The 21,609-nt window shown below is 66.4% G+C and carries 23 protein-coding genes; 2 read left to right on the plus strand and 21 right to left on the minus strand.

Features of this window, described 5'->3' with window-relative positions; genetic code table 11:
• Positions 1-17 precede the first annotated feature (17 nt).
• From XM1_RS14760 to XM1_RS14780, 5 genes are read right to left on the minus strand one after another with little or no spacing between them, the layout of a single operon-like run.
• A complete protein-coding gene (locus XM1_RS14760) occupies positions 18-722 on the minus strand; it encodes an ABC transporter ATP-binding protein (RefSeq protein ID WP_068434763.1) in 705 nt (234 codons plus the stop codon).
• Positions 722-1,453: an ABC transporter ATP-binding protein gene (locus XM1_RS14765; RefSeq protein ID WP_068434764.1), complete on the minus strand. Its 732-nt coding sequence runs from the start codon at positions 1,451-1,453 to the stop codon at positions 722-724. Before XM1_RS14765 ends, XM1_RS14760 begins: the two co-directional genes overlap by 1 nt.
• Positions 1,450-2,442 (minus strand): branched-chain amino acid ABC transporter permease, encoded by a 993-nt coding sequence (locus XM1_RS14770; RefSeq protein WP_068434765.1) that lies wholly within the window; start codon positions 2,440-2,442, stop codon positions 1,450-1,452. Before XM1_RS14770 ends, XM1_RS14765 begins: the two co-directional genes overlap by 4 nt.
• Complete coding sequence (locus XM1_RS14775; RefSeq protein ID WP_068434766.1) at positions 2,439-3,305, minus strand: branched-chain amino acid ABC transporter permease; 867 nt, start codon at positions 3,303-3,305, stop codon at positions 2,439-2,441. The genes XM1_RS14770 and XM1_RS14775 overlap by 4 nt, the downstream gene beginning before the upstream one ends.
• A 55-nt stretch (positions 3,306-3,360) precedes the next feature.
• Positions 3,361-4,599 (minus strand): ABC transporter substrate-binding protein, encoded by a 1,239-nt coding sequence (locus XM1_RS14780; protein ID WP_068434767.1) that lies wholly within the window; start codon positions 4,597-4,599, stop codon positions 3,361-3,363.
• A gap of 138 nt (positions 4,600-4,737) precedes the next feature.
• Between XM1_RS14780 and XM1_RS14785 the strand changes: the two genes are divergently transcribed.
• Complete coding sequence (locus XM1_RS14785; protein ID WP_068434773.1) at positions 4,738-6,045, plus strand: diguanylate cyclase domain-containing protein; 1,308 nt, start codon at positions 4,738-4,740, stop codon at positions 6,043-6,045.
• Positions 6,046-6,055: 10 nt separating this feature from the next.
• Positions 6,056-6,703, plus strand: coding sequence for a DsbA family oxidoreductase (locus XM1_RS14790; RefSeq protein WP_068434774.1), 648 nt, complete (start codon positions 6,056-6,058; stop codon positions 6,701-6,703).
• A gap of 4 nt (positions 6,704-6,707) precedes the next feature.
• Here the strand turns inward: XM1_RS14790 and gloA are convergent, their stop codons facing one another.
• From gloA to rpsB, 16 genes are all read right to left on the minus strand, one after another.
• Entirely contained in the window at positions 6,708-7,103 is a 396-nt protein-coding gene (gene gloA, locus XM1_RS14795; protein ID WP_068434775.1) for a lactoylglutathione lyase, read from the minus strand.
• Positions 7,096-8,283, minus strand: coding sequence for a lipid-A-disaccharide synthase (gene lpxB / locus XM1_RS14800; protein WP_068434776.1), 1,188 nt, complete (start codon positions 8,281-8,283; stop codon positions 7,096-7,098). The genes gloA and lpxB overlap by 8 nt, the downstream gene beginning before the upstream one ends.
• Entirely contained in the window at positions 8,280-9,098 is an 819-nt protein-coding gene (locus tag XM1_RS14805) for an LpxI family protein (RefSeq protein ID WP_068434777.1), read from the minus strand. The genes lpxB and XM1_RS14805 overlap by 4 nt, the downstream gene beginning before the upstream one ends.
• Complete coding sequence (lpxA, locus tag XM1_RS14810; protein ID WP_068434778.1) at positions 9,088-9,879, minus strand: acyl-ACP--UDP-N-acetylglucosamine O-acyltransferase; 792 nt, start codon at positions 9,877-9,879, stop codon at positions 9,088-9,090. Before lpxA ends, XM1_RS14805 begins: the two co-directional genes overlap by 11 nt.
• A complete protein-coding gene (gene fabZ / locus XM1_RS14815) occupies positions 9,876-10,355 on the minus strand; it encodes a 3-hydroxyacyl-ACP dehydratase FabZ (protein WP_068434780.1) in 480 nt (159 codons plus the stop codon). Before fabZ ends, lpxA begins: the two co-directional genes overlap by 4 nt.
• 22 nt (positions 10,356-10,377) lie before the next feature.
• Entirely contained in the window at positions 10,378-11,397 is a 1,020-nt protein-coding gene (lpxD, locus tag XM1_RS14820; RefSeq protein ID WP_068434781.1) for a UDP-3-O-(3-hydroxymyristoyl)glucosamine N-acyltransferase, read from the minus strand.
• Positions 11,398-11,401: 4 nt separating this feature from the next.
• Positions 11,402-12,043, minus strand: a complete 642-nt coding sequence (locus XM1_RS14825; protein ID WP_068434783.1) for an OmpH family outer membrane protein — start codon at positions 12,041-12,043, stop codon at positions 11,402-11,404.
• 44 nt (positions 12,044-12,087) lie between these two features.
• Positions 12,088-14,355 (minus strand): outer membrane protein assembly factor BamA, encoded by a 2,268-nt coding sequence (gene bamA / locus XM1_RS14830; RefSeq protein WP_068434784.1) that lies wholly within the window; start codon positions 14,353-14,355, stop codon positions 12,088-12,090.
• A gap of 44 nt (positions 14,356-14,399) precedes the next feature.
• A complete protein-coding gene (gene rseP / locus XM1_RS14835) occupies positions 14,400-15,557 on the minus strand; it encodes an RIP metalloprotease RseP (RefSeq protein WP_068434786.1) in 1,158 nt (385 codons plus the stop codon).
• A 3-nt stretch (positions 15,558-15,560) separates the two neighbouring features.
• Complete coding sequence (locus XM1_RS14840) at positions 15,561-16,724, minus strand: 1-deoxy-D-xylulose-5-phosphate reductoisomerase (protein WP_068434791.1); 1,164 nt, start codon at positions 16,722-16,724, stop codon at positions 15,561-15,563.
• Between the two features lie 13 nt (positions 16,725-16,737).
• Positions 16,738-17,523 carry a phosphatidate cytidylyltransferase gene (locus XM1_RS14845; protein ID WP_068434792.1) on the minus strand — a complete coding sequence of 262 codons (786 nt, stop codon included), beginning with the start codon at positions 17,521-17,523 and terminating at the stop codon, positions 16,738-16,740.
• Between the two features lie 8 nt (positions 17,524-17,531).
• On the minus strand, positions 17,532-18,263 hold the full coding sequence (locus XM1_RS14850; RefSeq protein ID WP_068434793.1) for an isoprenyl transferase: 732 nt from the start codon (positions 18,261-18,263) through the stop codon (positions 17,532-17,534).
• A gap of 16 nt (positions 18,264-18,279) precedes the next feature.
• Positions 18,280-18,852, minus strand: coding sequence for a ribosome recycling factor (gene frr, locus XM1_RS14855; RefSeq protein ID WP_068434794.1), 573 nt, complete (start codon positions 18,850-18,852; stop codon positions 18,280-18,282).
• Positions 18,853-18,873: 21 nt separating this feature from the next.
• Entirely contained in the window at positions 18,874-19,596 is a 723-nt protein-coding gene (gene pyrH / locus XM1_RS14860; protein WP_068437874.1) for a UMP kinase, read from the minus strand.
• A 149-nt stretch (positions 19,597-19,745) separates the two neighbouring features.
• Positions 19,746-20,684, minus strand: coding sequence for a translation elongation factor Ts (tsf, locus tag XM1_RS14865; RefSeq protein ID WP_068434795.1), 939 nt, complete (start codon positions 20,682-20,684; stop codon positions 19,746-19,748).
• Positions 20,685-20,776: 92 nt separating this feature from the next.
• Positions 20,777-21,574, minus strand: coding sequence for a 30S ribosomal protein S2 (rpsB, locus tag XM1_RS14870; protein WP_068434796.1), 798 nt, complete (start codon positions 21,572-21,574; stop codon positions 20,777-20,779).
• Positions 21,575-21,609 lie beyond the last annotated feature (35 nt).

A 21,609-nucleotide genomic window follows, 5' to 3' on the forward strand; every position in this document is an offset into this window, starting at 1 on the left:
TCGCCCATGAATTTCAATCACAGGCCGAGATAGGCTGCCCGGACCCGGTCGTCGCCCAGCAGGTCGGTCCCCCTGCCCTCCATCACCACGTGGCCGTTCTCCAGCACGCAGGCGTGGTCGGCCATGTGCAGCGACACCGCCACGTTCTGCTCGACCAGCACGATGGTCATGCCGTCCTCGTGCAGGCGGCGGATGATGGCGAAGACCTCGTGGACCATGGCGGGCGACAGGCCCAGCGACGGCTCGTCGAACATGATCATCTTAGGCAGGCCCATCAGGCAGCGGCCGATGGCCAGCATCTGCTGCTCGCCGCCCGACAGCGTTCCGGCCATCTGCTTGCGGCGCTCCAGCAGGCGGGGAAACATGCCCCACACGCGCTCCAGGCTTTGGGCGGCGTCCTTGCGGGCACGCGGCACCATGGCGCCCAGTTCCAGGTTGTCCTCGACGCTCATGGTGGGAAACACCTGGCGGCCCTCGGCCACCTGGCCCAGGCCGAGATCGCAGATCTCGTAGCTTTCCTTGCCCGTGATGTCGTGGCCGTCGAAGGAGATGGTGCCTGCACGCGGCTTTTCCATACCGGCGATGGCGCGGATCAAGGAGGTCTTGCCCGCCCCGTTGGCGCCCACGATGGCGGTGATGGAGCCGTCGGGCACGGTGAAGCCGACGCCGGCCAGGGCCTGGGCGTCGCCGTAGAACAGGTCGAGGTCCCGCACGTCGAGCATCAGAGCTTCTCCTGCCCCAGATAGCACTCCAGCACCCTGGGGTCGCGCACCACCTCGTCGGGGGCGCCCTCGCAGACCGGCTTGCCGCTGTTGATCACCACCACCCGCTGGGACAGGGCCATCACGGCGCGCATGACGTGCTCGATCAGCACGATGGTCAGGCCGGTGTCGCGGTTGAGGTTGCGGAAGACCTCGACCATGCGGTCGGTCTCGGCGGGACGCAGGCCGGCCATCACCTCGTCGAGCAGCAGCAGCTTCGGCCCGGTGGCCAAGGCGCGGGCCACCTCCAGGCATTTGCGGTCGGGCAGCGTCAGTCCGCGCGCCATCTGGCGGCGCTTGTCGGCCAGGCCCAGCAATTCGAGGACCTCGCGGGCGCGGCGGCGCGCCTGGGCGATGTCGTGGGTCCAGCGCAGCGCGCCGACCAGCACGTTCTCCTCCACCGAGATGTTGCCAAACGGCTTGACCAGCTGGAAGGTGCGGCCCACTCCGGCCCGGCAGACCTGATCGGGACGCAGGCCCACCAGCGAGGCGCCTTCAAGCTCGATCCGCCCGCCGTCGGGTTCAAAGACGCCGGCGATCATGTTGAAAACAGTGGTCTTTCCCGCCCCGTTAGGGCCGATCAGCGCCACCACTTCGCCGGCATTGACGCTGAACGAGACGCCGTCCACGGCGCGCAGGCCCCGGAAGTTCTTGGAGATGCCTTCGACCAGGAGCAGCGGAGCGGCGCTCATTGCCCCTCCTCCCCGTCCAGGTCCTGGTTCAGGCCCAGCCGGTCGCGGATCCAGGGCCAGACGCCGTCGGGCAGGAACTTGACGATGGCGAGCAAGGCAAGGCCGTAGCACAGCTGCTTGATGCCCGCCGCCTTGAAGCCCATGGCTTCGGTCACGGCGGTGATCAGCTCACCCAAAGGCGTCAGGATCAGCGCCCCCAGGATCGGCCCGAACAGGGTTCCCAACCCGCCGACGATGGGCGCCAGGATGATCTCGATGGACCGGTTCATGCCGAAGGCCTGATTGGGGAACAGGTTGTTGTAGTAGAAGGCGAAGAACACGCCGCCCAGCGCGGTCAGCCCGGCCGACAGCATCACGGCGTAGAGCTTGGCGCGAAAGACGTTGATGCCAAGGGCGGCGGCCGCCTCCTGGTCCTCCCTCACCGCCAGCCAGGTATAGCCCAGGCGCGAATGCACCAGCCGGCGGCACAGCAGGAAGATGCCCACGGTCATGGCCAGGATCAGGTAATAGAACATCAGCGGATGGCCGCGCAGGTGGATCAGGTCGATTCCGCTGCGGTCGCCCACCGGCAGGAACAGCCCGGCCGGGCCGCCCAGGCCGGGGATATGCTCGAACGAGATGCGGGTGAACTCGGCGAACGCGATGGTCAGCAGGGCGAAGTAGACGCCCTTGACCCCGAAGCGGAAGCCCAGCGAGCCGATGATGCCGCCCGCCAGCGCCGCCACCGCCACCGAGGCGAACAGGCCGAATACCGCGGGCACGCCCAGATGGACGAACAGTGCGGCCGCCGTATAGGCCCCCAGGCCCACATAGAGGGTGTGGCCCAGCGACAGCTGGCCGGCGAAGCCCATCATGATGTTCCACGCCTGGCCCACATAGGCGAAGTACATCACCACCACCAGCACCGACAGCAGGTAGGGCCCGGCCACCAGGGGCGCCAGGGCGAAGGCGGCCAGCAGCAGGCAAAGCAGGATGGCCTGACGGCTCATTTGCGCGCCCCCATCAGCCCTTGCGGCCTCAGAACCAGGATCAGGATCAGGATGGCGAAGCTGAACATGCCCTTCATGGAGGGCATGAGGAAATAGCCCGCCAGCACCTCGGACACGCCGATCAGGATGCCGCCCAACAAGGCGCCGCCCATGCTGCCCAGGCCGCCGACGATGACGATGATGAAGGCCAGCATGGTCAGTTCCGGCCCGCTGGACGGCATCACGTCGATCAGCATGGAAAGGAGCGCTCCGGCGGCGCCGACGCAGGCCGCGCCGATGCCGAAGGTGACGGCGTAGAGCTGCTTGACGTTGAGCCCGATCACCTTGGCGCCCACCAGGTTGTCGGCGCAGGCGCGGATGGCCTTGCCGGTCATGGTGCGGCGGAAGAACAGCATCAGCAGGCCCGAGATGCAAAGCGCGGCGCCCGCCGCCAGCAGGCGGACCTTGTCCACCAGCAGCGGCCCCACCTCGTAGGTGTCGAAGCCGTAGGGAACCTGGACGCCGTGGGCGTCGGGGCCGAACACCAGCAGCGAGCCGTTGACCATGATGATGGCGACGGCCACCAGCAGGATGAACTGCATGTGCTCGGGCTTGGCGACGAAGGCGTCGATCAGGCCGCGCTGCATGACGTAGCCCAGGGCGAACAGCAGCAGGGCGATCAGCGGCAGGCCGACCAGCGGGTCGAGTTCGAGCCAGTTGAAGAGCGCCCAGGCGGCGTACATGGCGATGGCGGTCATCTCGCCATGGGCGAAGTTGACGACGCGCACCACGCCGAAGATGACCGACAGGCCCAGCGCCATCAGGCTGTAGACCAGCCCGGTCAAGAGGCCCGTTACGATCTGGTTGGCAAGGTCGATGGTCATGGAGAAAGGCAAATCCGACGGCCGTCCTGAGCGACGGCCGTCGGCTTGTACCCTATCAGCCGCGCTGTTGCCAGCCCGGAGCGGGGAATACCGGCTTTGCCTCGGCCACTTCGCTGGGCAGTACCACCAACGGCTTGCCGCCGAAGTTCTGGATGGTGGCCGAACGGGTGTTGGTGTTCTGGCCCTTGGCGTCGAACACGATGGGGCCGCCGATCATCACGTGCTCGGCGATGCTGGTGGCGGGCAGCGCCGCCAGGATGGCCTTGGGATCGTTGGACCCGGCCCGCTTGGCGGCGTCGGCGGCGATCAGGATCGCCTCGAAGGTGTAGCCGATGTTCATCTCGAACAGGGCGTCCGGATAAGCCTTGGTGAAGGCCTTGAGCAGGGCCTGGCTCATGGCGGTCTTGGGGTTGATCCACGGCAGGTTGGTCATGCAGTAGTCGGAGTACTTGCCCAGCGTCTTATAGAACTGGGCCTCGTACATGCCGGGGCTGCCGGGCGACACCACCGCCTTGGGCTCGAAGCGCTGCTTGACCATCTCGCGGATGACGCGGATGCAGTCGTCGCCGTGCGGCACCAGCAGCACCAGATCGGCGCCGGTGGCCTTGGCCTTGCCCACTTCCACCGCCAGATCGCGGGCGGCGCCGTCATAGGCGATGGTTTCCACCAGCGGGAACGGCATGTCCAGCGTGGGGAACAGCTTGTTCACCGCCCCGGCCATGGCGGTGCCGAAGGTGTCGTTGTTGTGCAGGAACACCGCCTTGGTGGGCGTGGTGCCGGTGGTCTTGAACACGTCCTTCATCAGGGCCAGGCCCTCGGTCACCAGCTTGGGTGCCGTGGGGAAGTTGCGGAACACCGTCTTGAAGCCCTGCTCGGTGATGTTGGGCGCGGCGGCGATGTTGATCACCAGCGGCACGCCGCGCTGCTCGCAGACCTGGGCCACAGCCAGGGTATGGGCGGAATCGAAGGCGCCGATCAGCACCTGGGCGCCGTCGGCGATCAGCTTCTCGGCGCGGGTCCGGGCGGTGTCGATATTGGTCTCGGTGTCGGCGATCATCAGCTGGACCGGCATGCCCATGTCGGCCAGCAGGGCCGGCGTGACGTCGGCGCCGCGCTTGCAGCTCTGGCCCTCGCGGGCGAGACCGCCGGACATGGGCAGCAGCAGGCCGACCTTCAGCGGCTCGGCGGCGTGCAGCGGACCGACCCGGCCGCCCAGCCCCAGGGCGGCGGCACCGGCGGCGCCGGCGGCGAGGAAACCACGGCGGTTGACCATCGGCGAGGAATGCCCGGACATGTCTTGCTCCTTGCAAAAAACGAAGGGCGCAAGATTATCCGTTCGTCGCCGTCGCGGCAATGAGGTCATACCCCCTTATGGCGGACGACGATCCGTATTATGCTGATCCCTTGTTCTGCAATCGAAGGTTCACGCTTCATGATCCGTCTGGCCAACGTCATCGTAGCCCATGCCGATATGGGGGGCGCGGAAGCCATTCTGGCGCGTCTGTCGCATAACGGCTATCACGCCATGCACGCGACCAGCCGCGAGCAGGTGCTGCAACTGGCCCGCTACGAGCATCCGGACCTGATCCTGGTCGGCGAGGCGGGCGAAGACCCCATCGGCCTCGGCGCCTTTCTCAAGCATGAAGCGTTGCTGGCCGACATCCCCATGGTCCTGATGGTGGACAAGGTGACGGCCGATTCGGCGGAAAAGGCCTATGCCGCCGGCCTGGACGACACCATTTCCATGCAGGACGACGACGTGGAGCTGCTGTCGCGCCTGCGTCCGCTGGTCCGCCTCGCCACCATGCACGCCGAACTGCGCCATCGCGCCTGCGCCGCCCAGGCGTTCGGGGTGAGCGCCAGCGAAAGGGCCACCGTCCAGGAGGGGACCCGCCCCTGCATTCTGGTGGTCGGCCATGACCGCGACGGGGTCGGCGCCATCCTCGGCGCTTCGGCCGAGGTGATCAGCAGCGCCAACCTCTATGACGCGGAAAGCCTGCTGGAGCACCGCAATTTCGACGCCGCCGTGGTCACCACGGACGGCGAGCTGGAAGGCTACCTGGCCTTCGCCTCCCAGGTCCGCAACAATCCCCGGCTGTTCAACCTGCCCATGGTGGTGGTGGCCGACAAGGGCGTGGCGGCGGCGGAAATCTACCGCCGGGGCGCCAGCCGCGTGCTGCCGCGTCCGCTTGACCCGGGAATCCTGCGGGCCTCGGTGCTGAGCATGGTGCGCCGCCAGCAATTGCGCTGGTCCATCCGCGGCGCCCTGTTCGAAAGCCTGAAGGAAAAGACCCGTGACCCGCTGACCGGGGTCTACAGCCGGGCCTATCTGGATTCGTATCTGGGCGAACGCCTGGAAATCGCCAAGACCCATGACCGCCATCTGGCCGTGGTGTTCTTCTACATCCCCAATATCGAAGGGGTGCGCAGCCATTTCGGCGACGACGCCGCCGAGCATCTGGCCCAGCAGCTGGGCCAGTGGATCACCGGATTGCTCCGCGCCGAGGATCTGACCGCGCTTTACGCCAAGAACCAGTTCTGCGTGGTGCTGCCCGACACTCCCACCGTCGAGGCCGAGGTGGTGATGCATCGCATCGCCGGCGTCCTGGCCTATACGGATTTCGCGGTGCGCGAGGTCTATCAGCCGGTCAAGGTCTGGGTTCAGGTGGCTTGCACCGACGCCAAGACCACCGATACGCTGGAGACGCTGCTGGCCCGGGTGCAGGCCAAGCTGGATTGAGGGACCGAAGGTGAGGATCGAGTACGTCTTCGATACGGTCTGCCCCTGGTGCTATGTGGGCAAGCGCCGGCTGGAACGCGCCCTGGCCCAGCGCCCCGAAACCCGTGTGCGGATCATCTGGCGTCCCTTCCTGCTCAATCCCGACCTGCCGCCGGAAGGCATCGACCGCAAGGTCTATCTCGACCGCAAGTTCGGCGGCACCGCCCGCGTCCAGCGGGTTCACGGCGCCGTGGCCGCCGCCGGCAAGAGCGAGGGCATCGAGTTCGACTTCGACGCCATCACCCGCATGCCCAATTCGCTGGGGTCCCACCGGCTGATCCGCTACGCCGGTTCGTCGGGGCATGAGGCCGAGGTGGTCGAGGCCCTGTACAAGGCCTATTTCTGCCAGGGCATGGATATCGGCGATGTCGAGGTTCTGGCCGATATCGGCGCCTCGTTCGGGTTGGAACGCGCCCCGCTGCTGACCTATCTGGCTTCGGACGCGGACGGCATCGCCGTCCTCAACGACAATGCCCGCGCCCACCGCCTCGGCGTCAACGGCGTACCCTGCCTGATCCTCGACGGGGCCTACGCCCTGGCCGGGGCACAGGAACCCGACATCCTGCTGCGCCTCATCGACATCGTGCGCGAAAGCCAGCCGGAAGCGGCGTTCAGCTAGAAAATCAGGCGCGGGCCTGGATCAGCTCGATCTTGTAGCCGTCCGGGTCCTCGACGAAGGCGATGACCGTCGAGCCGTGCTTCATGGGGCCCGGCGCGCGCACGATCTTGGCGCCCGCCGCCTCCAATCCGGCGCAGGCCTTGTAGATGTCGGGCACGCCCAGCGCCAGGTGGCCGAACCCGCCGCCCAGCTCGTAGGACGGGGTGTCCCAGTTGTGGGTCAGCTCGATCACCGTATTGGACGATTCCTCGCCATAGCCGACGAAGGCCAGGGTGAAGCGTCCCTCGGGATAATCGGTGCGGCGCAGCAGCGTCATGCCCAGCAGCCGCGTGTAGAAGTCGATGGAACGGTCCAGGTCGCCCACCCGGATCATGGTGTGGAGAAAGCGCCAGTCAGCCATGACTTTGCTCCTTGCGTTGCCGGATGAAGTCTATCACCGCGTCGGCGGCGCGGCGCCCCGGACTTTCGCCCCCCAGGCCCAGCTTTTCCAGGGCGCGCCGCGCGCCCGCCGCCTGCAGGGCCCGGGCCGCCTCGTCGGTCAGCAGATGTTCCACCGCTTGGGCCAGCTTGTCGGGGCGGCAATCGTCTTGCAGCAGTTCGGGCATCACCGCCTCGTCAGCCAGGATGTTGACGAGGGTGACGAATTTGAGGCTGAGCCCCAGGAAGCGCGTGGCGATGAAGGCGGATAGCGGCGAAACCTTGTAGGTGATCACCGCCGGCAGCCGCGCCATGGCCAGTTCCAGCGCCACCGTTCCCGAAGCCGCCAGGGCGGCGTCGCAGGCGGCGAAGGCGTCGTATTTCTCCGGTCCACGCACCACGATGGTGGGCAGCGGCCAGGACTTGACCGCACGCGTGACTTCGTCGGCCACGGTTTCCACCGTCGGCACCACCACGGCAAGGTTGGGCAGACGCTTGGCGAGCAAGGCCATGGTTTCGCCGAACGGTCCCAGCAGCTTGGCGGTCTCGGAATGGCGAGAACCGGGCAGAACGCAGAGCAACTGACGGTCAGGGGCGATGGCGTGGCGCAGCCGGAAGGCGGCTCCGTCGCCCTTGGCCGCCGCGCCCTCGATCACCGGATGGCCCACATGCAGGGTGCGAAGCCCCTCCTTCTCGAACCAGGCCGGCTCGTTGGGCAGCAAGGTCAACAGCAGGTCGAGAACGCGGGCCAGGGTCTTGGTCCGCCCCGACTTCCAGGCCCAGACCATGGGCGCCACGTAGTGGATGCGCGGAACGGACGAGCCGCGCTTCTTCAGTCCCGTATGAATGCGGCCGTTGAATCCCCAGGAATCGATGGTGATCAGGGCGTCGGGCCGCTTCGTTTCGATGTCGGAAAGGGTCTCGCCCACCCGGCGCAGGATCTTAGGAATTCGGGGCAGAACCTCGACGAGGCCCATCACCGACAACTCGGTCATGGGAAACAGCGATTGCAGCCCCTCTGCCCGCATGCCCTCGCCGCCGATGCCGGCGAAGACCACGCCATCGCCGAGGCGCTCCTTCAGGGCCGCCATCAGGCGCGCGCCCAGCAGGTCGCCCGACGGCTCGCCGGCGATGAGGTAGAGCAGCAGCGATCCGGCGCTCATGGCGCGACGCCAACCACGAAGAGGCCCAGGCGGTCGGCCTCGGCGGCCACGGCCTCGCGGCCCAGCACCAGGGCGCCCCCCGCCTCCACCGCGATGCCGCGCAGGCCGCTGGCGGCGGCTTCGCGCAACGTCGTCATCCCGATGGTGGGAAGATCCATACGGCGGTCCTGGCCCGGCTTCTTCACCTTGACCAGCACGCCGCCCAGTCCCTCGCGGGCCAGGGGGCCGCAGCGCTTCAGCAGGTTGTCGGTGCCCTCGATGGCCTCGACGCCCAGCACGATGCCTTGCTGCACCACCGCCGCCTGCCCCACGTCCAGCGCGCCCAGGCCCCGCGCCACCTGAATGCCGCGGGTGATGTCGGCGCTCGCCTGCTCGTCGGGGGCAAGCGAGCCATAGGGACCGGCAACGGCGAGGCAGTCGGACAGCACCTCGTCGATGCCCACCACCTTGAAGCCCTCCCCTTCCAGTTCGGCGACGACGGCGCGCAGCAGGCCGTCATCGCCCAGGGCCTTCAGCCCGACCCGAGCGAAAAAGCGGGCGGTGCGGAAATCCGGGGCCAGTTCCAGCAAGGACGGCCGGCGAACCGGGCCGATCATCACCACTTCGGCGACCCCGGCCTGGCGCAGGCGTTCAAATCCGGTTCCCGCCTCGCCCAGGCGGACCCAGTCCTGGGGGGAATCGTCGCCGATCACCTTGGGATCGGCATGCCCGGTAAGGGCGAGGAAATGAAACGGGCGTCCCTGGGCGCGGCAAGCGGCGGCGACCAGCCCGGGCAGGTCGCCGCCGCCAGCGATAATCCCGAGCTTAGGAGCCATTCGGCGTGCTGAGCGAGCGCGACGAATCCGAGCGGATGAAGGCGACGATCTCCATCACCACCGGATGGTCCTTGAACTGCTCTTCCACGTCGGAAAGTCGCTCGGCCAGCGTGCCTTCCGGCGCAAACATCAGGCGATAGGCGTTCCGGAGCGTATGGATGTCGTCGCGCGAGAAGCCGCGGCGCTTCAGCCCCACGATGTTCAGGCCATTGAGATAGGCGCGGTTGCCGATCACCATGCCGAAGGGGATCACGTCGGCCTCGACGCCCGACATGCCGCCGATCATGGCGTGGCGGCCGATGCGCACGAACTGGTGGACCGCCGACAGCCCGCCCAGGAAGGCGTATTCGCCCACCGTCACATGTCCGGCCAGGGTGGCGTTGTTGGCCATGATGACGTTGTCGCCCAGGATGCAGTCGTGGGCCACGTGGGCGCTGGCCATGAACAGGCAGTTGTCGCCGACCTTGGTCACCATGCCGCCACCCTCGGTGCCGGGATTCATGGTGACATGCTCGCGGATCTGGTTGTTGGCCCCGATCTCCAGGGTCGAGGGCTCGCCCTTGTACTTGAGATCCTGGGGGCGGTGGCCGATGGACGCGAAGGGAAAGATGCGGGTGCCGGCGCCGATGGTGGTGCGCCCCGCCACCGCCACATGGGACACCAGCTCAACCGAATCGCCCAGCTTGACGTCGGGGCCGACCACGCAGAACGGGCCGATGATGGCCGAGGAGGCGATCTCCGCCTTGGAATCGACAACGGCCGAAGGATGAATATTGGTCATTTCTCGTCCAGGATCATGGCGGCATAGGTGGCTTCGGCGACAAGGACGCCGTCGACCTTGGCTTCGCCCCGGAACTTCCAGACGTTGCCGCGCGAACGCTCCTTGAAGACATGGATCATCAGCTGGTCGCCGGGGCCGACCGGCTTCCTGAAGCGGCAATTCTCGACGCTCATGAAGTAGACCAGCTTGCCCTCGGCGGATTCGCCCAGGGTCTCGACCACCAGCACGGCCGCCGTCTGGGCCATGGACTCGATGATCAGGACGCCGGGGAACACCGGGCGCGACGGGAAATGGCCCTGGAAGAACGGCTCGTTGATGGTGACGTTCTTGATGCCCACGGCGCTTTCATTGGCCACCACCTGTACCACCCGGTCCACCATCAGGAACGGATAGCGATGCGGAATCATCTGGATGATCCGGTTGATGTCGATGACCTTGCCCAGGTCGGTAGCCTGGTCGTTGTTAGCGGTATCCATAACGCACGTCCTGCCTTTGGCCTTAACCCTTCTTTCGCGCCATCTTGCCCAGGATGGCCGACTGGCGCAGCCAGTCCGCCATGGGCACGGCGGGCGCGCCGCCGACGGTCTCTCCCGGCTTGATGTCCCGCATCACGCCGGCCTGGGCGGCGATGCGCGCGCCCGATCCGATCTTCAAATGGCCGGTGATGCCGGCCTGGCCGCCCGCCGCGACGAAATCGCCCATGTGGGTCGAGCCCGAGATGCCGACCTGCGCCACGATGACGCAGCCGCGTCCCAGCTGCACGTTGTGCCCAATCTGGACGAGGTTGTCTATCATGCAGCCGTCGCCGATCACCGTATCGGGACCGGCACCGCGGTCGATGGTGGTGTTGGCGCCGATCTCCACATTGTTGCCGATGACCACGCGGCCCAGCTGCGGCACCTTCAGATGGCCCTGCGGCCCCATGGCGAAGCCGAATCCGTCCTGGCCGATGCGGGCGCCGGGATAGATGTTGACGCGACTTCCCGCCAGGGCATGGGAAATGGTGGCGTTGGCGCCGACGGTGCAGTCGTCGCCCAGCACCACGCCCTGGCCGATCACCACGTTGGCGCCGATGCGGCAGCGGGCGCCGATCTCGGCGCCGGCCCCGATCACCGCGCCGGGTTCGATGCGGCACCCCTGCCCCACCTTGGCGGAAGAATCGACGTAGGCGGTGGGCGCCACCCACGGCTCCGGGGCGGGAACGGGGTAGAAGGCCTGGGCGATGCGGGCATAGGCCCGGTAGGGATCGGCAGACAGCAGCAGCGCCATGCCGGCGGGGGCCTTTTCCGCCATCTCGGGCGCCACGACGCACAATCCGGCCTTGCTGGCCTGGAACGCCGCCACGTATTTCCGGTTGTCGAGGAAGGAGACGCAGTCTCCCCCCGCCTGCTCCAGCGACGCCACGTCGACGAAGACCGCCTTCGGGTCGCACCCCTCGGCCGGAGCGGCGCTCGACAGCTCCGCCAACTGGGCGAGGGTGAAGGGACCGGCTTTGCTGAAGAAACGGGGATCGGCCATGGTGTCACTTCTTACCGGATTTGTTGGGCGAAGGTTCGGACGGCGGAGGGGCATCCACCTCGGGAACGGGAAAGTTCACGGCCGGCAGGCGCTTGTTCAGCCGTTCGATTACCTGGGCGGTGACGTCCATGCGCGGCTCGTGCAGGACCACCTGCTGCTTGGGAAGGACCAGATTGGCCCCCATCTCGGACGCAATCTCGCCGGTGACGGTCAGAATGGCGTTCATCAGCTCCGCCATGGCGGAATCCGTTGACTTCTCCAAGGCGCGAACCGCCATCTGCGTCCGGTTCTGGAAGGCCACCACCTGCATTTCCAGCGCCTTGACCTTCTGGTCGTAGACTTCCTGCGGCATGGTTCCCTTCTGCTTGGCGAGATCCTGGTCGCTGCGCTGAAGGGACTGACGGGCCGCGTTGAACTCGGTCTGGAAGTTCTGCTGATACTTGTCGCGCTGGGCGGCCAGAGCCTTGCCCGGCAGGGATTCGCGCTGGGCCTGCTGAATGTCGACGATGATCAGGCCCGTGGGCAGGCCCGTGGCGCGCTGGGCCTGCGCGGGCATACCGGACAGGAACAACGCCAACATCGCCATCGGCAACAGCGACGCCAGACGAGCGGCCAGGACAAGGCGGCGCGACACGCTGTTCTTCACGACATCTCTTCCACTCGGGCCCCGTGACGCATCCGCGAACACGGTCAGAACTTGGTTCCGAAGTTGAACCGGAAGTATTCCTTCTTGTCGAACTTTTCCCGCACGATCGGATAGGCCAGATCGACCGAAACCGGGCCCATGGGGGACTTCCAGCCGAGACCCATGCCGGAGGCGACGCGAATGGAAGACGACTGGTTCACATGCGTCGTATCGGCGGTATCCGTTTCACCGATGGCACCCGCATCGGTAAAGATCTGGCCATTCACGCCAAACTCTTCCGGCAGACCCAGCGGGAACTTGACCTGCGCCGAGCCCACCGCCTGCCACAGACCACCAAGGGCATCACCCGTGCCGCTGTCGCGGGGACTGATACCGCCACTGGCGAAGCCACGCAGGTTGTCGCCGCCGACATAGAACCGATCGGTGATGCGAACCCGCTGATCAAGGCCGTGAATCATGCCGACCGTCGAGGTGACACCGAGGACCCACTTGTCGGTGATGGTATAGTATTGGCCACCGCTCAGTGTTCCACGCAAGTAGCGAACGTCACCCCCGGCACCGGCCCCTTCCGTTCCGAAGCGGATAAAATAACCTTCCGTGGGTTCGAGACGGGAATCGCGGCGATCGTAAAGCAACGTCTGACCGATGATTGAACTGACCCTCGACCCGATCTGTTCCAGAACGTAGGCAGAGGTGCTGTTGATGCCCTTCACCGTGTCCTGCTTCAAGGTGTACGACCAGTCCTGGCGCAGATCCTCGGACAGACGATAGCCCGCCCGGAGATCGCCGCCGATGGACGAGGCGTCGTACGAGCTTTCCTTCTGGAGCTTGCGATCGACGACGAAGAGGTCGAAGCCGGCCGCCACTTCACGATCCATGAAATAAGGCTCGGTGAAGGACAGATCGAGGCTGCTGCGCTTGGTGCCCAAGCCGCCGCTCAGGCGCAAGTCCTGGCCCCGGCCCAGCAGATTGCGTTCGCGCAAGGACGCCTCGACGATCGGACCGGCCGAGGACGCCCAGCCGACGCCGAAGGTCAGTTCACCCGTCGACTTCTCCTGTACGTCCACCTTGATGACGGTGCGGTCAGGCGCCGTATCCGACGGAATATTGGTGACCTCGGCCTTCTCGAAGAAGTTGAGATCCTTGAGGCGCTGACGCGAACGCCGCAGCTTGGCGGAGTTGAAGGCGTCACCCTCGACCAGCCGGAACTCGCGGCGAATCACCTGGTCCAGGGTCCGGACGTTGCCGGAAATGTCGATGCGCTCGACAAAGACCCGCGGGCCTTCCTGGATGTTGTAGGTGATGTCGATGGTCTGGGTTTCGCGGTTGCGCTGCACCTGGGGCTTGACGTCCACGAAGGCGTAACCCTTGGTGCCCACCGCGTCGGTCAGCTTCTGGACGATGTCTTCCACCTGATCGGCGTTGTACCATTCGCCCGGCTCGCTGATCAGCAGCGGCTGGAGGTCTTCCGGCTTCAGATCGCGCAGATTGGCGTCGATGGTCGAGGTTCCGAACTTGTAGCGCTCGCCCTCGTCGATCGTATAGGTGATGAAGAATCCTTCGCGCGACGGCGTCAGTTCGGCAATGGCCGAGCTGACCCGGAAATCGGCGAAGCCGCGCTTCAGGTAGAAGCGGCGCAGCAATTCGCGGTCATAGGTCACGCGATCGGGATCGTAGGTGTCGTCGGAGGTCAGGAAACGGTACCAGCGCTCTTCCTTGGTCTGCAGCACCTCGCGCAGCTTGTCCTGGTCGTAGCGCTTGTTGCCCACGAAGGCGATACGCCGCACATAGGTGGGCTGGCCTTCGCTGATCTCGTAGACCAGGTCGACGCGGTTCTGTTCCAGCTGGATGATCTTGGGCTCCACCGTGGCGGCGAAGCGGCCCGAACGGCGGTAAAGCTCGAGCAGACGCTTGACGTCGGCCTGAACCTTGGAACGGGTGTAGACGGTGCGCGGACGCAGCTGGACTTCCGAGTTCAGCTGCTCGTCCTTGATGCGGTTGTTTCCCTCGAAGGCGATCCGGTTGATGATCGGGTTCTCGACCACGCGGACCACCAGCTGGTCTCCCTCGCGGCGGATGGCGACGTCGGCGAACAGCCCGGTGTTGAACAGCGCCTTCAGCGAGCGGTTGACGCGGTCGGCGTCATAGGGGTCGCCCTCCGCGACGGTCATGTACGACTTGACCGTCTCCAGCTCGATACGCTGGGTGCCTAGAATGGAGATGGAGCGGATTCGTCCACCGTCCTGGGCGTATGCCGGCATCGTGCCGGCGAGAAAGCCCAGCAATACAGCGGTCCACAGCACGAAACGCATCCAGGCCCCCCTTGACTTCGCGATACCGTCGGTTCGGTTCCGGCTCACGAAAACAACCGCTTCACCATATCCCAGACCGGCAGCGACACAAGGTCGTTGCGGGTGGCAAAGACCATCAAGGCCAATACCAGAAACAACCCGATTCGGAAACCATATTCTTGGGCCTTCTCTCCCAACGGACGGCCAAGAATGGCCTCGAAGGCGTAAAACATTAGATGGCCGCCGTCGAGAACCGGAATAGGGAAAAGATTGATCAGGCCAAGATTGAGCGACAGGAGAATGGTGTAGAAGACTACGCTGGCCAGGCCGAGCTGCGCCGCTTCCCCTGCTCCCTTGGCGATTCGGATCGGACCGCCCAGTTCGTCGGTGTCCCGCGTGCCGTTGATCATCTGGCCGATGCCGATGAAGGTGGAGCGCACCATGGTCTCGGTTTCGGCCAGGGCCTCGCCCAGGGCCGAGATGGGACCGTGCCGCATCACCACGGTGCTGGCCGGATCGGCGGAAATGCCCAGAACCGGCACCTTTTCCATGTCGCCGAACACGCCCTTGCGCTGAATGACGCGCGGCCGTGCCGACACCTCGAATTCCTTGTCGCCGCGCCGGATCGACAGGCTCAGATCCTGCTCGACCTCCAGACGGACGATCCGCTGGATGTCCTGGAAACGCTCGACGGCGCGGCCGTTGATGGCGGTGATGCGGTCGCCGCCCTTCAAGCCGGCGGCTTCGGCGGCGGTGCCGGGGTGGACCATGCCGATAACAGGCTGGGTCACCGGCTGGCCCAGCACCATGAACATGCCCATCAGGCCCAGGATCGCGAACAGGAAATTGGCGGCCGGACCGGCCACCACGATGGCGGCGCGCTGGCCCACCCGCTTGTGGCAGAAGGCCTGCGCCCTCTCCTCCTCGCTCATGGGCTGGTCGGAAGCGGTGGCCGAGGCCGCGTCGGCGTCGCCGAACATCTTGACGTAGCCGCCCAGCGGCAGCAGGCCGATGCGCCAGCGGGTTCCGTCGGCGGCGGTGCGCCCCCAGACCTCGGGCCCGAAGCCGATGGAGAACACCTCCACCTTGACGCCGTTCCAGCGGGCCACCAGGAAATGCCCCAACTCGTGGACGAACACCACCACGGTCAGGATGACCAGGAAGATCACCACGTAATACCAGACGCCGTGGAGCACGCTGTTGAACAGGCTGGAAAGATCCATGGCCTAGCGGCCGCCGTCGATCAGGTTGGAGGCGAAGCGGCGCGCCGCGGCGTCCTGGGCCAGAACGTCGTCGATGCTGCCCAGTTCGCAATGCGTCACGCCGGCCACGGTGCGCTCGACGATGGAGGCGATGTCGAGGAAGCCGATGCGCCGCCCCAGGAAGGCGGCCACGGCCATCTCGTTGGCGGCGTTCATCACGGCGGCGGCGGAGCCTCCGGCGCGCAGAGCCTCGCGCGCCAGGCGCAGCGACGGGAAGCGCACCGGATCGGGAGCCTCGAAGGTGAGCGTGGCGATCTCGGCCAGATTGAGCTTGGGGGCCGGCGCCTCGATGCGGTTGGGCCATCCCAGGGCATAGGCGATGGGGGTGCGCATGTCGGGCGAGCCCAGCTGGGCCAGAACCGAGCCGTCCACATAGGCCACCAGCGAATGGATCACCGACTGGGGATGGACGACGATGTCGATCTTCTCCTCGGGCATGTCGAACAGGTGGTGGGCCTCGATCAGCTCGAGGCCCTTGTTGAACATGGAGGCGGAATCCACCGAGATCTTGGCGCCCATGGACCAGTTGGGATGCGCCACCGCCTGTTCCGGCGTGACGTCGGCCATGAATTCGCGGGTCTTGGTGCGGAACGGCCCGCCCGAGGCGGTCAGGATGATCTTCTCGATCTTGTCGTGCTGGTCGGCCTCGAACACCTGGAAGATGGCCGAATGCTCGGAATCCACCGGCAGCAGGGTGGCACCATGCTTTAAGACCTCGGCCATCATCAGCTGGCCGGCGCAGACGAGGCATTCCTTGTTGGCCAGGCCGACCACCGCGCCGCGGCGGACGGCGGCCAGGGTGGGCGCCAGGCCGGCGGCGCCGACGATGGCGGCCATCACCCATTCGGCGGGCATCTCGGCGGCGGCGACCACGGCCTTTGGCCCGGCGGCGGCTTCGATGCCGGTTCCGGCCAGCGCCGCCTTGAGCGCGCCATAGGCCCCCTCGTCGGCGACCACGGCCAACTTGGCCTTCAGCTTCCTGGCCTGCTCGGCCAGGATGTCAACCCGCGAGTTGGCAACCAGCGCCTCGACCCGGTACAGGTCGGGACGGCGCTCGACCAGATCCACCGTGTTGCAGCCGATGGACCCCGTCGAGCCCAGAATGGTGACACTCTTGCGCCCGCTCATCGCATTTCCTTCATTACCAGTCCAGGACCGTGCGACCGGTCGCCAGAGTGAGTGCCGCCACGGCCAAGGCGGCGGTCAGCAAGCCATCGACGCGGTCGAGAACGCCGCCGTGGCCTGGGATGATATTGCTTGAATCCTTGACGTTGCAACGTCGCTTGATCCAGGACTCGAACAGATCGCCCGCCTGGGCGACCACGGCCACCGCCGCGCCGGCGGCGAAAACCGTTACTCCCGCAGCGGCTCCGACCATTACGGCCACCAGCACGGCCGCCAATCCCGCCGAAATCATGCCGCCGACCAGCCCGGCCCAGGTCTTCTTGGGACTGACCGCGGGCAGCAGCTTCGGCCCGCCGATCAGCCGGCCGAAGGCATAGGCGCCGATATCGGTGGACCACACCACCAGCAACAGCCACCAGATCACCGCATTGCCGGCGTTGGGATCGTCGCGCAGCCAGACCAGGGTCACCGACGGCAGGCCGGCATAGACGGCCCCGAACGCCGCCCAGACCCGCCCCGCGCGGTCGGAGGCGGCCAGGCCGGCGCTCGCCAGCACGGACAGGGCCACCATGGCCAGCCCGATGTCGGGCCGCGCCACCGCCAGCAGCGAGGCCAGGGCGCAGCCGACGGACGCCACCCGCCCGGACAGGGCGTAGGCGCCGTTGAGCATGCGGTGCCATTCCCAGCACATCAGCGCGGCGGCCAAGGCGATCAGTGCGGCGAAGGCATATCCGCCGGCCCAGGCGGCCAGCAGGGCGGGAGGGGCCATCACCAGGGCGGAAAGGACGCGTGTCTTCAGCACGGAAGGCGTTACCTGGCCGTTCCGAAACGGCGGTCGCGGCCGTGGAAGTCGCGAATGGCGGCTTCCAGATCGGTCCGTCCGAAATCGGGCCACAGGGTGTCCAGGAACACCAGTTCGGCGTAAGCGCCCTGCCACAGCAGGAAGTTGCTGATACGCTGCTCGCCGCTGGTGCGGATGATCAGGTCGGGATCGGGCACGCCGGCGGTGGTCAGGCGGGCGGTAATGGCATCCTCGTCCACGGCATCGGGAGAGATGCGCCCCTCGGCCACCTCGCGGGCCAGGGCGCGCGCCGCCTCGACGATCTCTTGGCGCCCGCCGTAGGACAGGGCCAGCAGCAGGGTGAGCGCCGTATTGCCGGCGGTCTTGGCCTCGGAATCCTCGATCAGGCGGACGATGTCGGCGCCCAGGCGATTGCGGTCGCCGATCACCTTGAGGCGGATGCCGTTCTTGTGGAGGTTGTTGACCTCGTTGCGCAGGTAGAGGCGCAGCAGACCCATCAGGTCGGTGATCTCGCCGGCCGGGCGCTTCCAGTTCTCGGAGGAAAAGGCGTACAGCGTCAGGTAGGAAACGCCCATCTCCCGCGCGGCCTCGACCGTACGGCGCACGGCCTCGGCGCCCCGCTTGTGGCCGGCGGTGCGCGGCAAGCCGCGCGCCTTCGCCCAGCGCCCGTTGCCATCCATGATGATGGCGACGTGGACCGGCGGCGGCGGCTGGTCGGCAGGGGAAAGCATGGGCTCCATACCGGGTCCTCGCCCCTTAAACCTGCATGATTTCCTTTTCCTTATGAGCCAGGTGCTCGTCGATGGACTTCACCGTGTTGTCGGTGATGGTCTGGATTTCCTTTTCGTGCTTCTTGATCTCGTCCTCGGAGATGTGGCCGTCCTTTTCCATCTTCTTCAAGCTGTCCATGCCATCGCGGCGCACGTTGCGCACCGAGACGCGGGCCTGCTCGGCATACTTGCCGGCGACCTTCTGCAGCTCCTTGCGGCGCTCCTCGTTCAGCGGCGGAATCGGCACGCGGATCATCTGGCCGTCGGTCTGGGGATTGAGGCCGAGGCCGGCGTCGCGGATGGCCTTCTCGACCGCCTTGACCTGGCCCTTGTCCCACACCTGCACGGTCAGCATGCGCGGCTCGGGAACGCCGACGGTGCCGCACTGGGACAGCGGCATGGTCTGGCCATAGGCCTCGACCACCACCGGGTCCAGCAGGTTGGTGGAGGCGCGGCCGGAACGCAGGCCGGAGAATTCCTTCTTCAACACCTCGACGGCACTGTCCATGCGCCGGGTGACGTCCTTCTTGAGGTCATTCCAGTTGGTCGGAGCGGACACGTTTGTCTCCCCTTATAGGCTCTAGTCGTTGGCGATGATGGTGAACAGGCCGCGTCCCGAGACCGTTTCGGCGAATGCGCCGGGCCGGTGCAGGTCGAACACCACGATGGGAACCTTGTTTTCGCGGCACAGCGCGATGGCCGAAGTGTCCATGACCGCCAGGTCGCGGGCCAGGACTTCGTTGAAGGTCAGACGGTCGTAACGGGTAGCGTCCTTGACCTTCTTGGGATCGGCGGAATAGACGCCGTCCACCTGGGTGGCCTTCAGCAGCGCGTCGCAGCCCATCTCGACGGCGCGTAGCGCGGCCGCAGTGTCGGTGGTGAAGAACGGGTTGCCGGTGCCGGCGGCGAAAATCACCACCCTGCCCTTTTCCAGGTGACGGATGGCGCGGCGGCGGATGAAGGCCTCGCACACGGTCGGCATGACGATGGCCGACTGCACGCGGGTCTCGACGCCGACCTTTTCCAGGGCGTTCTGCACCGAAAGCGCGTTGATGACCGTGGCCAGCATGCCCATGTTGTCGGCCGCGGCGCGCTCCATGCCGGTGGAGGCGCCCGACACGCCGCGGAAGATGTTGCCGCCGCCGATGACGACGCAGACCTCGACGCCGAGGTCCCGGACGGACTTCACCTCGCGGGCGATGCGGTCGACGGTCTCGGGATCAAGTCCGTACTCCCGCGTTCCCATCAGGCCTTCGCCCGAAATCTTGAGGAGAACGCGGCGGAATTTGGCGTCGCTGGCCATGGAATCCTCGGGCTGGAATGTCTTGCCAATCTGCTTGGCGCGGGCGGCGGCGATCATACACCATTCCACCCGCCTGTCTCCCCCCTTGTGGGGAGAAAAAAGGCCGCTCCCCCCTTTCGGAAGGAGCGGCCCTTCGGAGATCCGGCCGATCAGCCGGCCGACTTGGTGCCGGCCTGGGCGGCCACCTCGGCGGCGAAGTCGGAGACTTCCTTCTCGATGCCCTCGCCCAGCGCGAAGCGGGCAAAGCCGGTCAGCTTGACCGGGGTGCCCAGCTCCTTGGCCAGGTTCTCGACGACCTTGGAGATCTTGTTCTCCTGGTCGATGACGTAGACCTGCTCGGTCAGGCAGACTTCCTCGTAGTACTTGCGGATGCGGCCTTCGACCATCTTCTCGATGACGGCGGCGGGCTTGCCCGAAGCCTGGGCCTGCTCGGTCAGCACGGCCTTCTCGCGGTCGAGAGCCGAGGTGTCGACCACCGACGGATCCAGGAACTGCGGGTTGGCGGCCGCCACGTGCATGGCGATCTGCTTGCCCACCTCGGCCAGACGGTCGGCGTTGCCGGTGGACTCCAGCGCCACCAGGCAACCGATCTTGCCCAGGCCGGGAGCGATGGAGGTGTGGACATAGGAGGCGACCACGCCGGCCGACACTTCCAGACGCACGGCGCGGCGCAGCGACATGTTCTCGCCGATGGTGGCGATCAGATGGGTCAGCTGGTCGGCGACGTTCTTGTCGGTGCCGGGGCAAGCGGCGGTCTTGATGGCCTCGATGTCGGCGCCCTTGTCCAGCGCCACGGCGGCGACGGCCGACACGAAGCCCTGGAACTGGTCGTTGCGGGCGACGAAGTCGGTCTCGGCGTTGACTTCGACGGCCACGCCCTTGTTGCCGGCGGCGGCGATGCCGACCAGACCCTCGGCGGCGACGCGGCCAGCCTTCTTGGCGGCGGCGGCCAGGCCCTTCTTGCGCAGCCAGTCGATGGCGGCTTCGACGTCGCCGGCGGTCTCGCCCAGCGCCTTCTTGCAGTCCATCATGCCGGCGCCGGTCTTCTCGCGCAGTTCCTTGACCAGCGAAGCGGTAATCTCGGCCATGGGTATTCCCCTCTCGACGAATGTGATGTTTGGTTCTCAAGCGAATGGCGGCGGTCTTGAACCGCCGCCATCCTTATTTCTGTCCCGCAGGCTTAGGCCTGGGCGGCAGCTTCCTCGGCGGCCGCCTCGGCGACCACTTCCGGAATCTGCTCGACCGGAGCTTCGGCCGAGGCGCCGACGTCGCCGCCGCCACGGGTGATCTCGGCCTGGATGCCGTCCAGCACGGCGCCCGACATCAGATCGCAATAGGTCTGGATGGCGCGGATGGCGTCGTCATTGCCGGGGATCGGATAGGTGATGCCGGCCGGATCGCAGTTGGAATCGATGATCGCCACCACCGGAATGCCCAGCTTGTTGGCTTCCTGAACGGCCAGGGCTTCCTTGTTGGTGTCGATGATGAACAGGATGTCGGGCAGGCCGCCCATATCCTTGATGCCGCCCAGCGCGCGATCCAGCTTCTCCTTCTCGCGCGACAGGACCAGCTGTTCCTTCTTGGTCAGCGCCGACAGGGCGCCGGAGGCCAGCTGCTCGTCCAGCTCGCGCAGGCGCTTGATGGAGTTGGAAATGGTCTTCCAGTTGGTCAGCATGCCGCCGAGCCAGCGGTGGTTCACGAAGTACTGGCCGCAACGCTTGGCCGACTCGGCGACCACTTCGGAGGCCTGGTGCTTGGTGCCGACGAACAGGACGCGGCCGCCGCCGGCGGTCACGTCGCGCACCGCCTGCATGGCGCGGTGCAGCATGGGCACCGACTGCTGCAGGTCGATGATGTGGATGCCGTTGCGCACGCCGAAGAGGTACGAAGCCATCTTCGGGTTCCAGCGACGGGTGTTGTGACCGAAATGGACGCCGGCTTCGACGAGCTGACGCATGGTGAACGTGGGCAGAGCCATTGGATAAGTCCTTTGCTTCTCCGGTTGAACCTCCG

Origin of the sequence: Magnetospirillum sp. XM-1, from assembly GCF_001511835.1 — a bacterium.
Classification (GTDB): domain Bacteria; phylum Pseudomonadota; class Alphaproteobacteria; order Rhodospirillales; family Magnetospirillaceae; genus Phaeospirillum.

Bases quoted from the DNA above. Each gene is read 5' to 3' on its own strand.
- XM1_RS14760 (WP_068434763.1), bottom strand. From the start codon at position 722: ATGCTCGACGTGCGGGACCTCGACCTGTTCTACGGCGACGCCCAGGCC.
- XM1_RS14765 (WP_068434764.1), bottom strand. From the start codon at position 1,453: ATGAGCGCCGCTCCGCTGCTCCTGGTCGAAGGCATCTCCAAGAACTTC.
- XM1_RS14770 (WP_068434765.1), bottom strand. From the start codon at position 2,442: ATGAGCCGTCAGGCCATCCTGCTTTGCCTGCTGCTGGCCGCCTTCGCC.
- XM1_RS14775 (WP_068434766.1), bottom strand. From the start codon at position 3,305: ATGACCATCGACCTTGCCAACCAGATCGTAACGGGCCTCTTGACCGGG.
- XM1_RS14780 (WP_068434767.1), bottom strand. From the start codon at position 4,599: ATGTCCGGGCATTCCTCGCCGATGGTCAACCGCCGTGGTTTCCTCGCC.
- XM1_RS14785 (WP_068434773.1), top strand. From the start codon at position 4,738: ATGATCCGTCTGGCCAACGTCATCGTAGCCCATGCCGATATGGGGGGC.
- gloA (WP_068434775.1), bottom strand. From the start codon at position 7,103: ATGGCTGACTGGCGCTTTCTCCACACCATGATCCGGGTGGGCGACCTG.
- lpxB (WP_068434776.1), bottom strand. From the start codon at position 8,283: ATGAGCGCCGGATCGCTGCTGCTCTACCTCATCGCCGGCGAGCCGTCG.
- XM1_RS14805 (WP_068434777.1), bottom strand. From the start codon at position 9,098: ATGGCTCCTAAGCTCGGGATTATCGCTGGCGGCGGCGACCTGCCCGGG.
- lpxA (WP_068434778.1), bottom strand. From the start codon at position 9,879: ATGACCAATATTCATCCTTCGGCCGTTGTCGATTCCAAGGCGGAGATC.
- fabZ (WP_068434780.1), bottom strand. From the start codon at position 10,355: ATGGATACCGCTAACAACGACCAGGCTACCGACCTGGGCAAGGTCATC.
- lpxD (WP_068434781.1), bottom strand. From the start codon at position 11,397: ATGGCCGATCCCCGTTTCTTCAGCAAAGCCGGTCCCTTCACCCTCGCC.
- bamA (WP_068434784.1), bottom strand. From the start codon at position 14,355: ATGCGTTTCGTGCTGTGGACCGCTGTATTGCTGGGCTTTCTCGCCGGC.
- rseP (WP_068434786.1), bottom strand. From the start codon at position 15,557: ATGGATCTTTCCAGCCTGTTCAACAGCGTGCTCCACGGCGTCTGGTAT.
- XM1_RS14840 (WP_068434791.1), bottom strand. From the start codon at position 16,724: ATGAGCGGGCGCAAGAGTGTCACCATTCTGGGCTCGACGGGGTCCATC.
- XM1_RS14850 (WP_068434793.1), bottom strand. From the start codon at position 18,263: ATGGAGCCCATGCTTTCCCCTGCCGACCAGCCGCCGCCGCCGGTCCAC.
- pyrH (WP_068437874.1), bottom strand. From the start codon at position 19,596: ATGGCCAGCGACGCCAAATTCCGCCGCGTTCTCCTCAAGATTTCGGGC.
- tsf (WP_068434795.1), bottom strand. From the start codon at position 20,684: ATGGCCGAGATTACCGCTTCGCTGGTCAAGGAACTGCGCGAGAAGACC.
- rpsB (WP_068434796.1), bottom strand. From the start codon at position 21,574: ATGGCTCTGCCCACGTTCACCATGCGTCAGCTCGTCGAAGCCGGCGTC.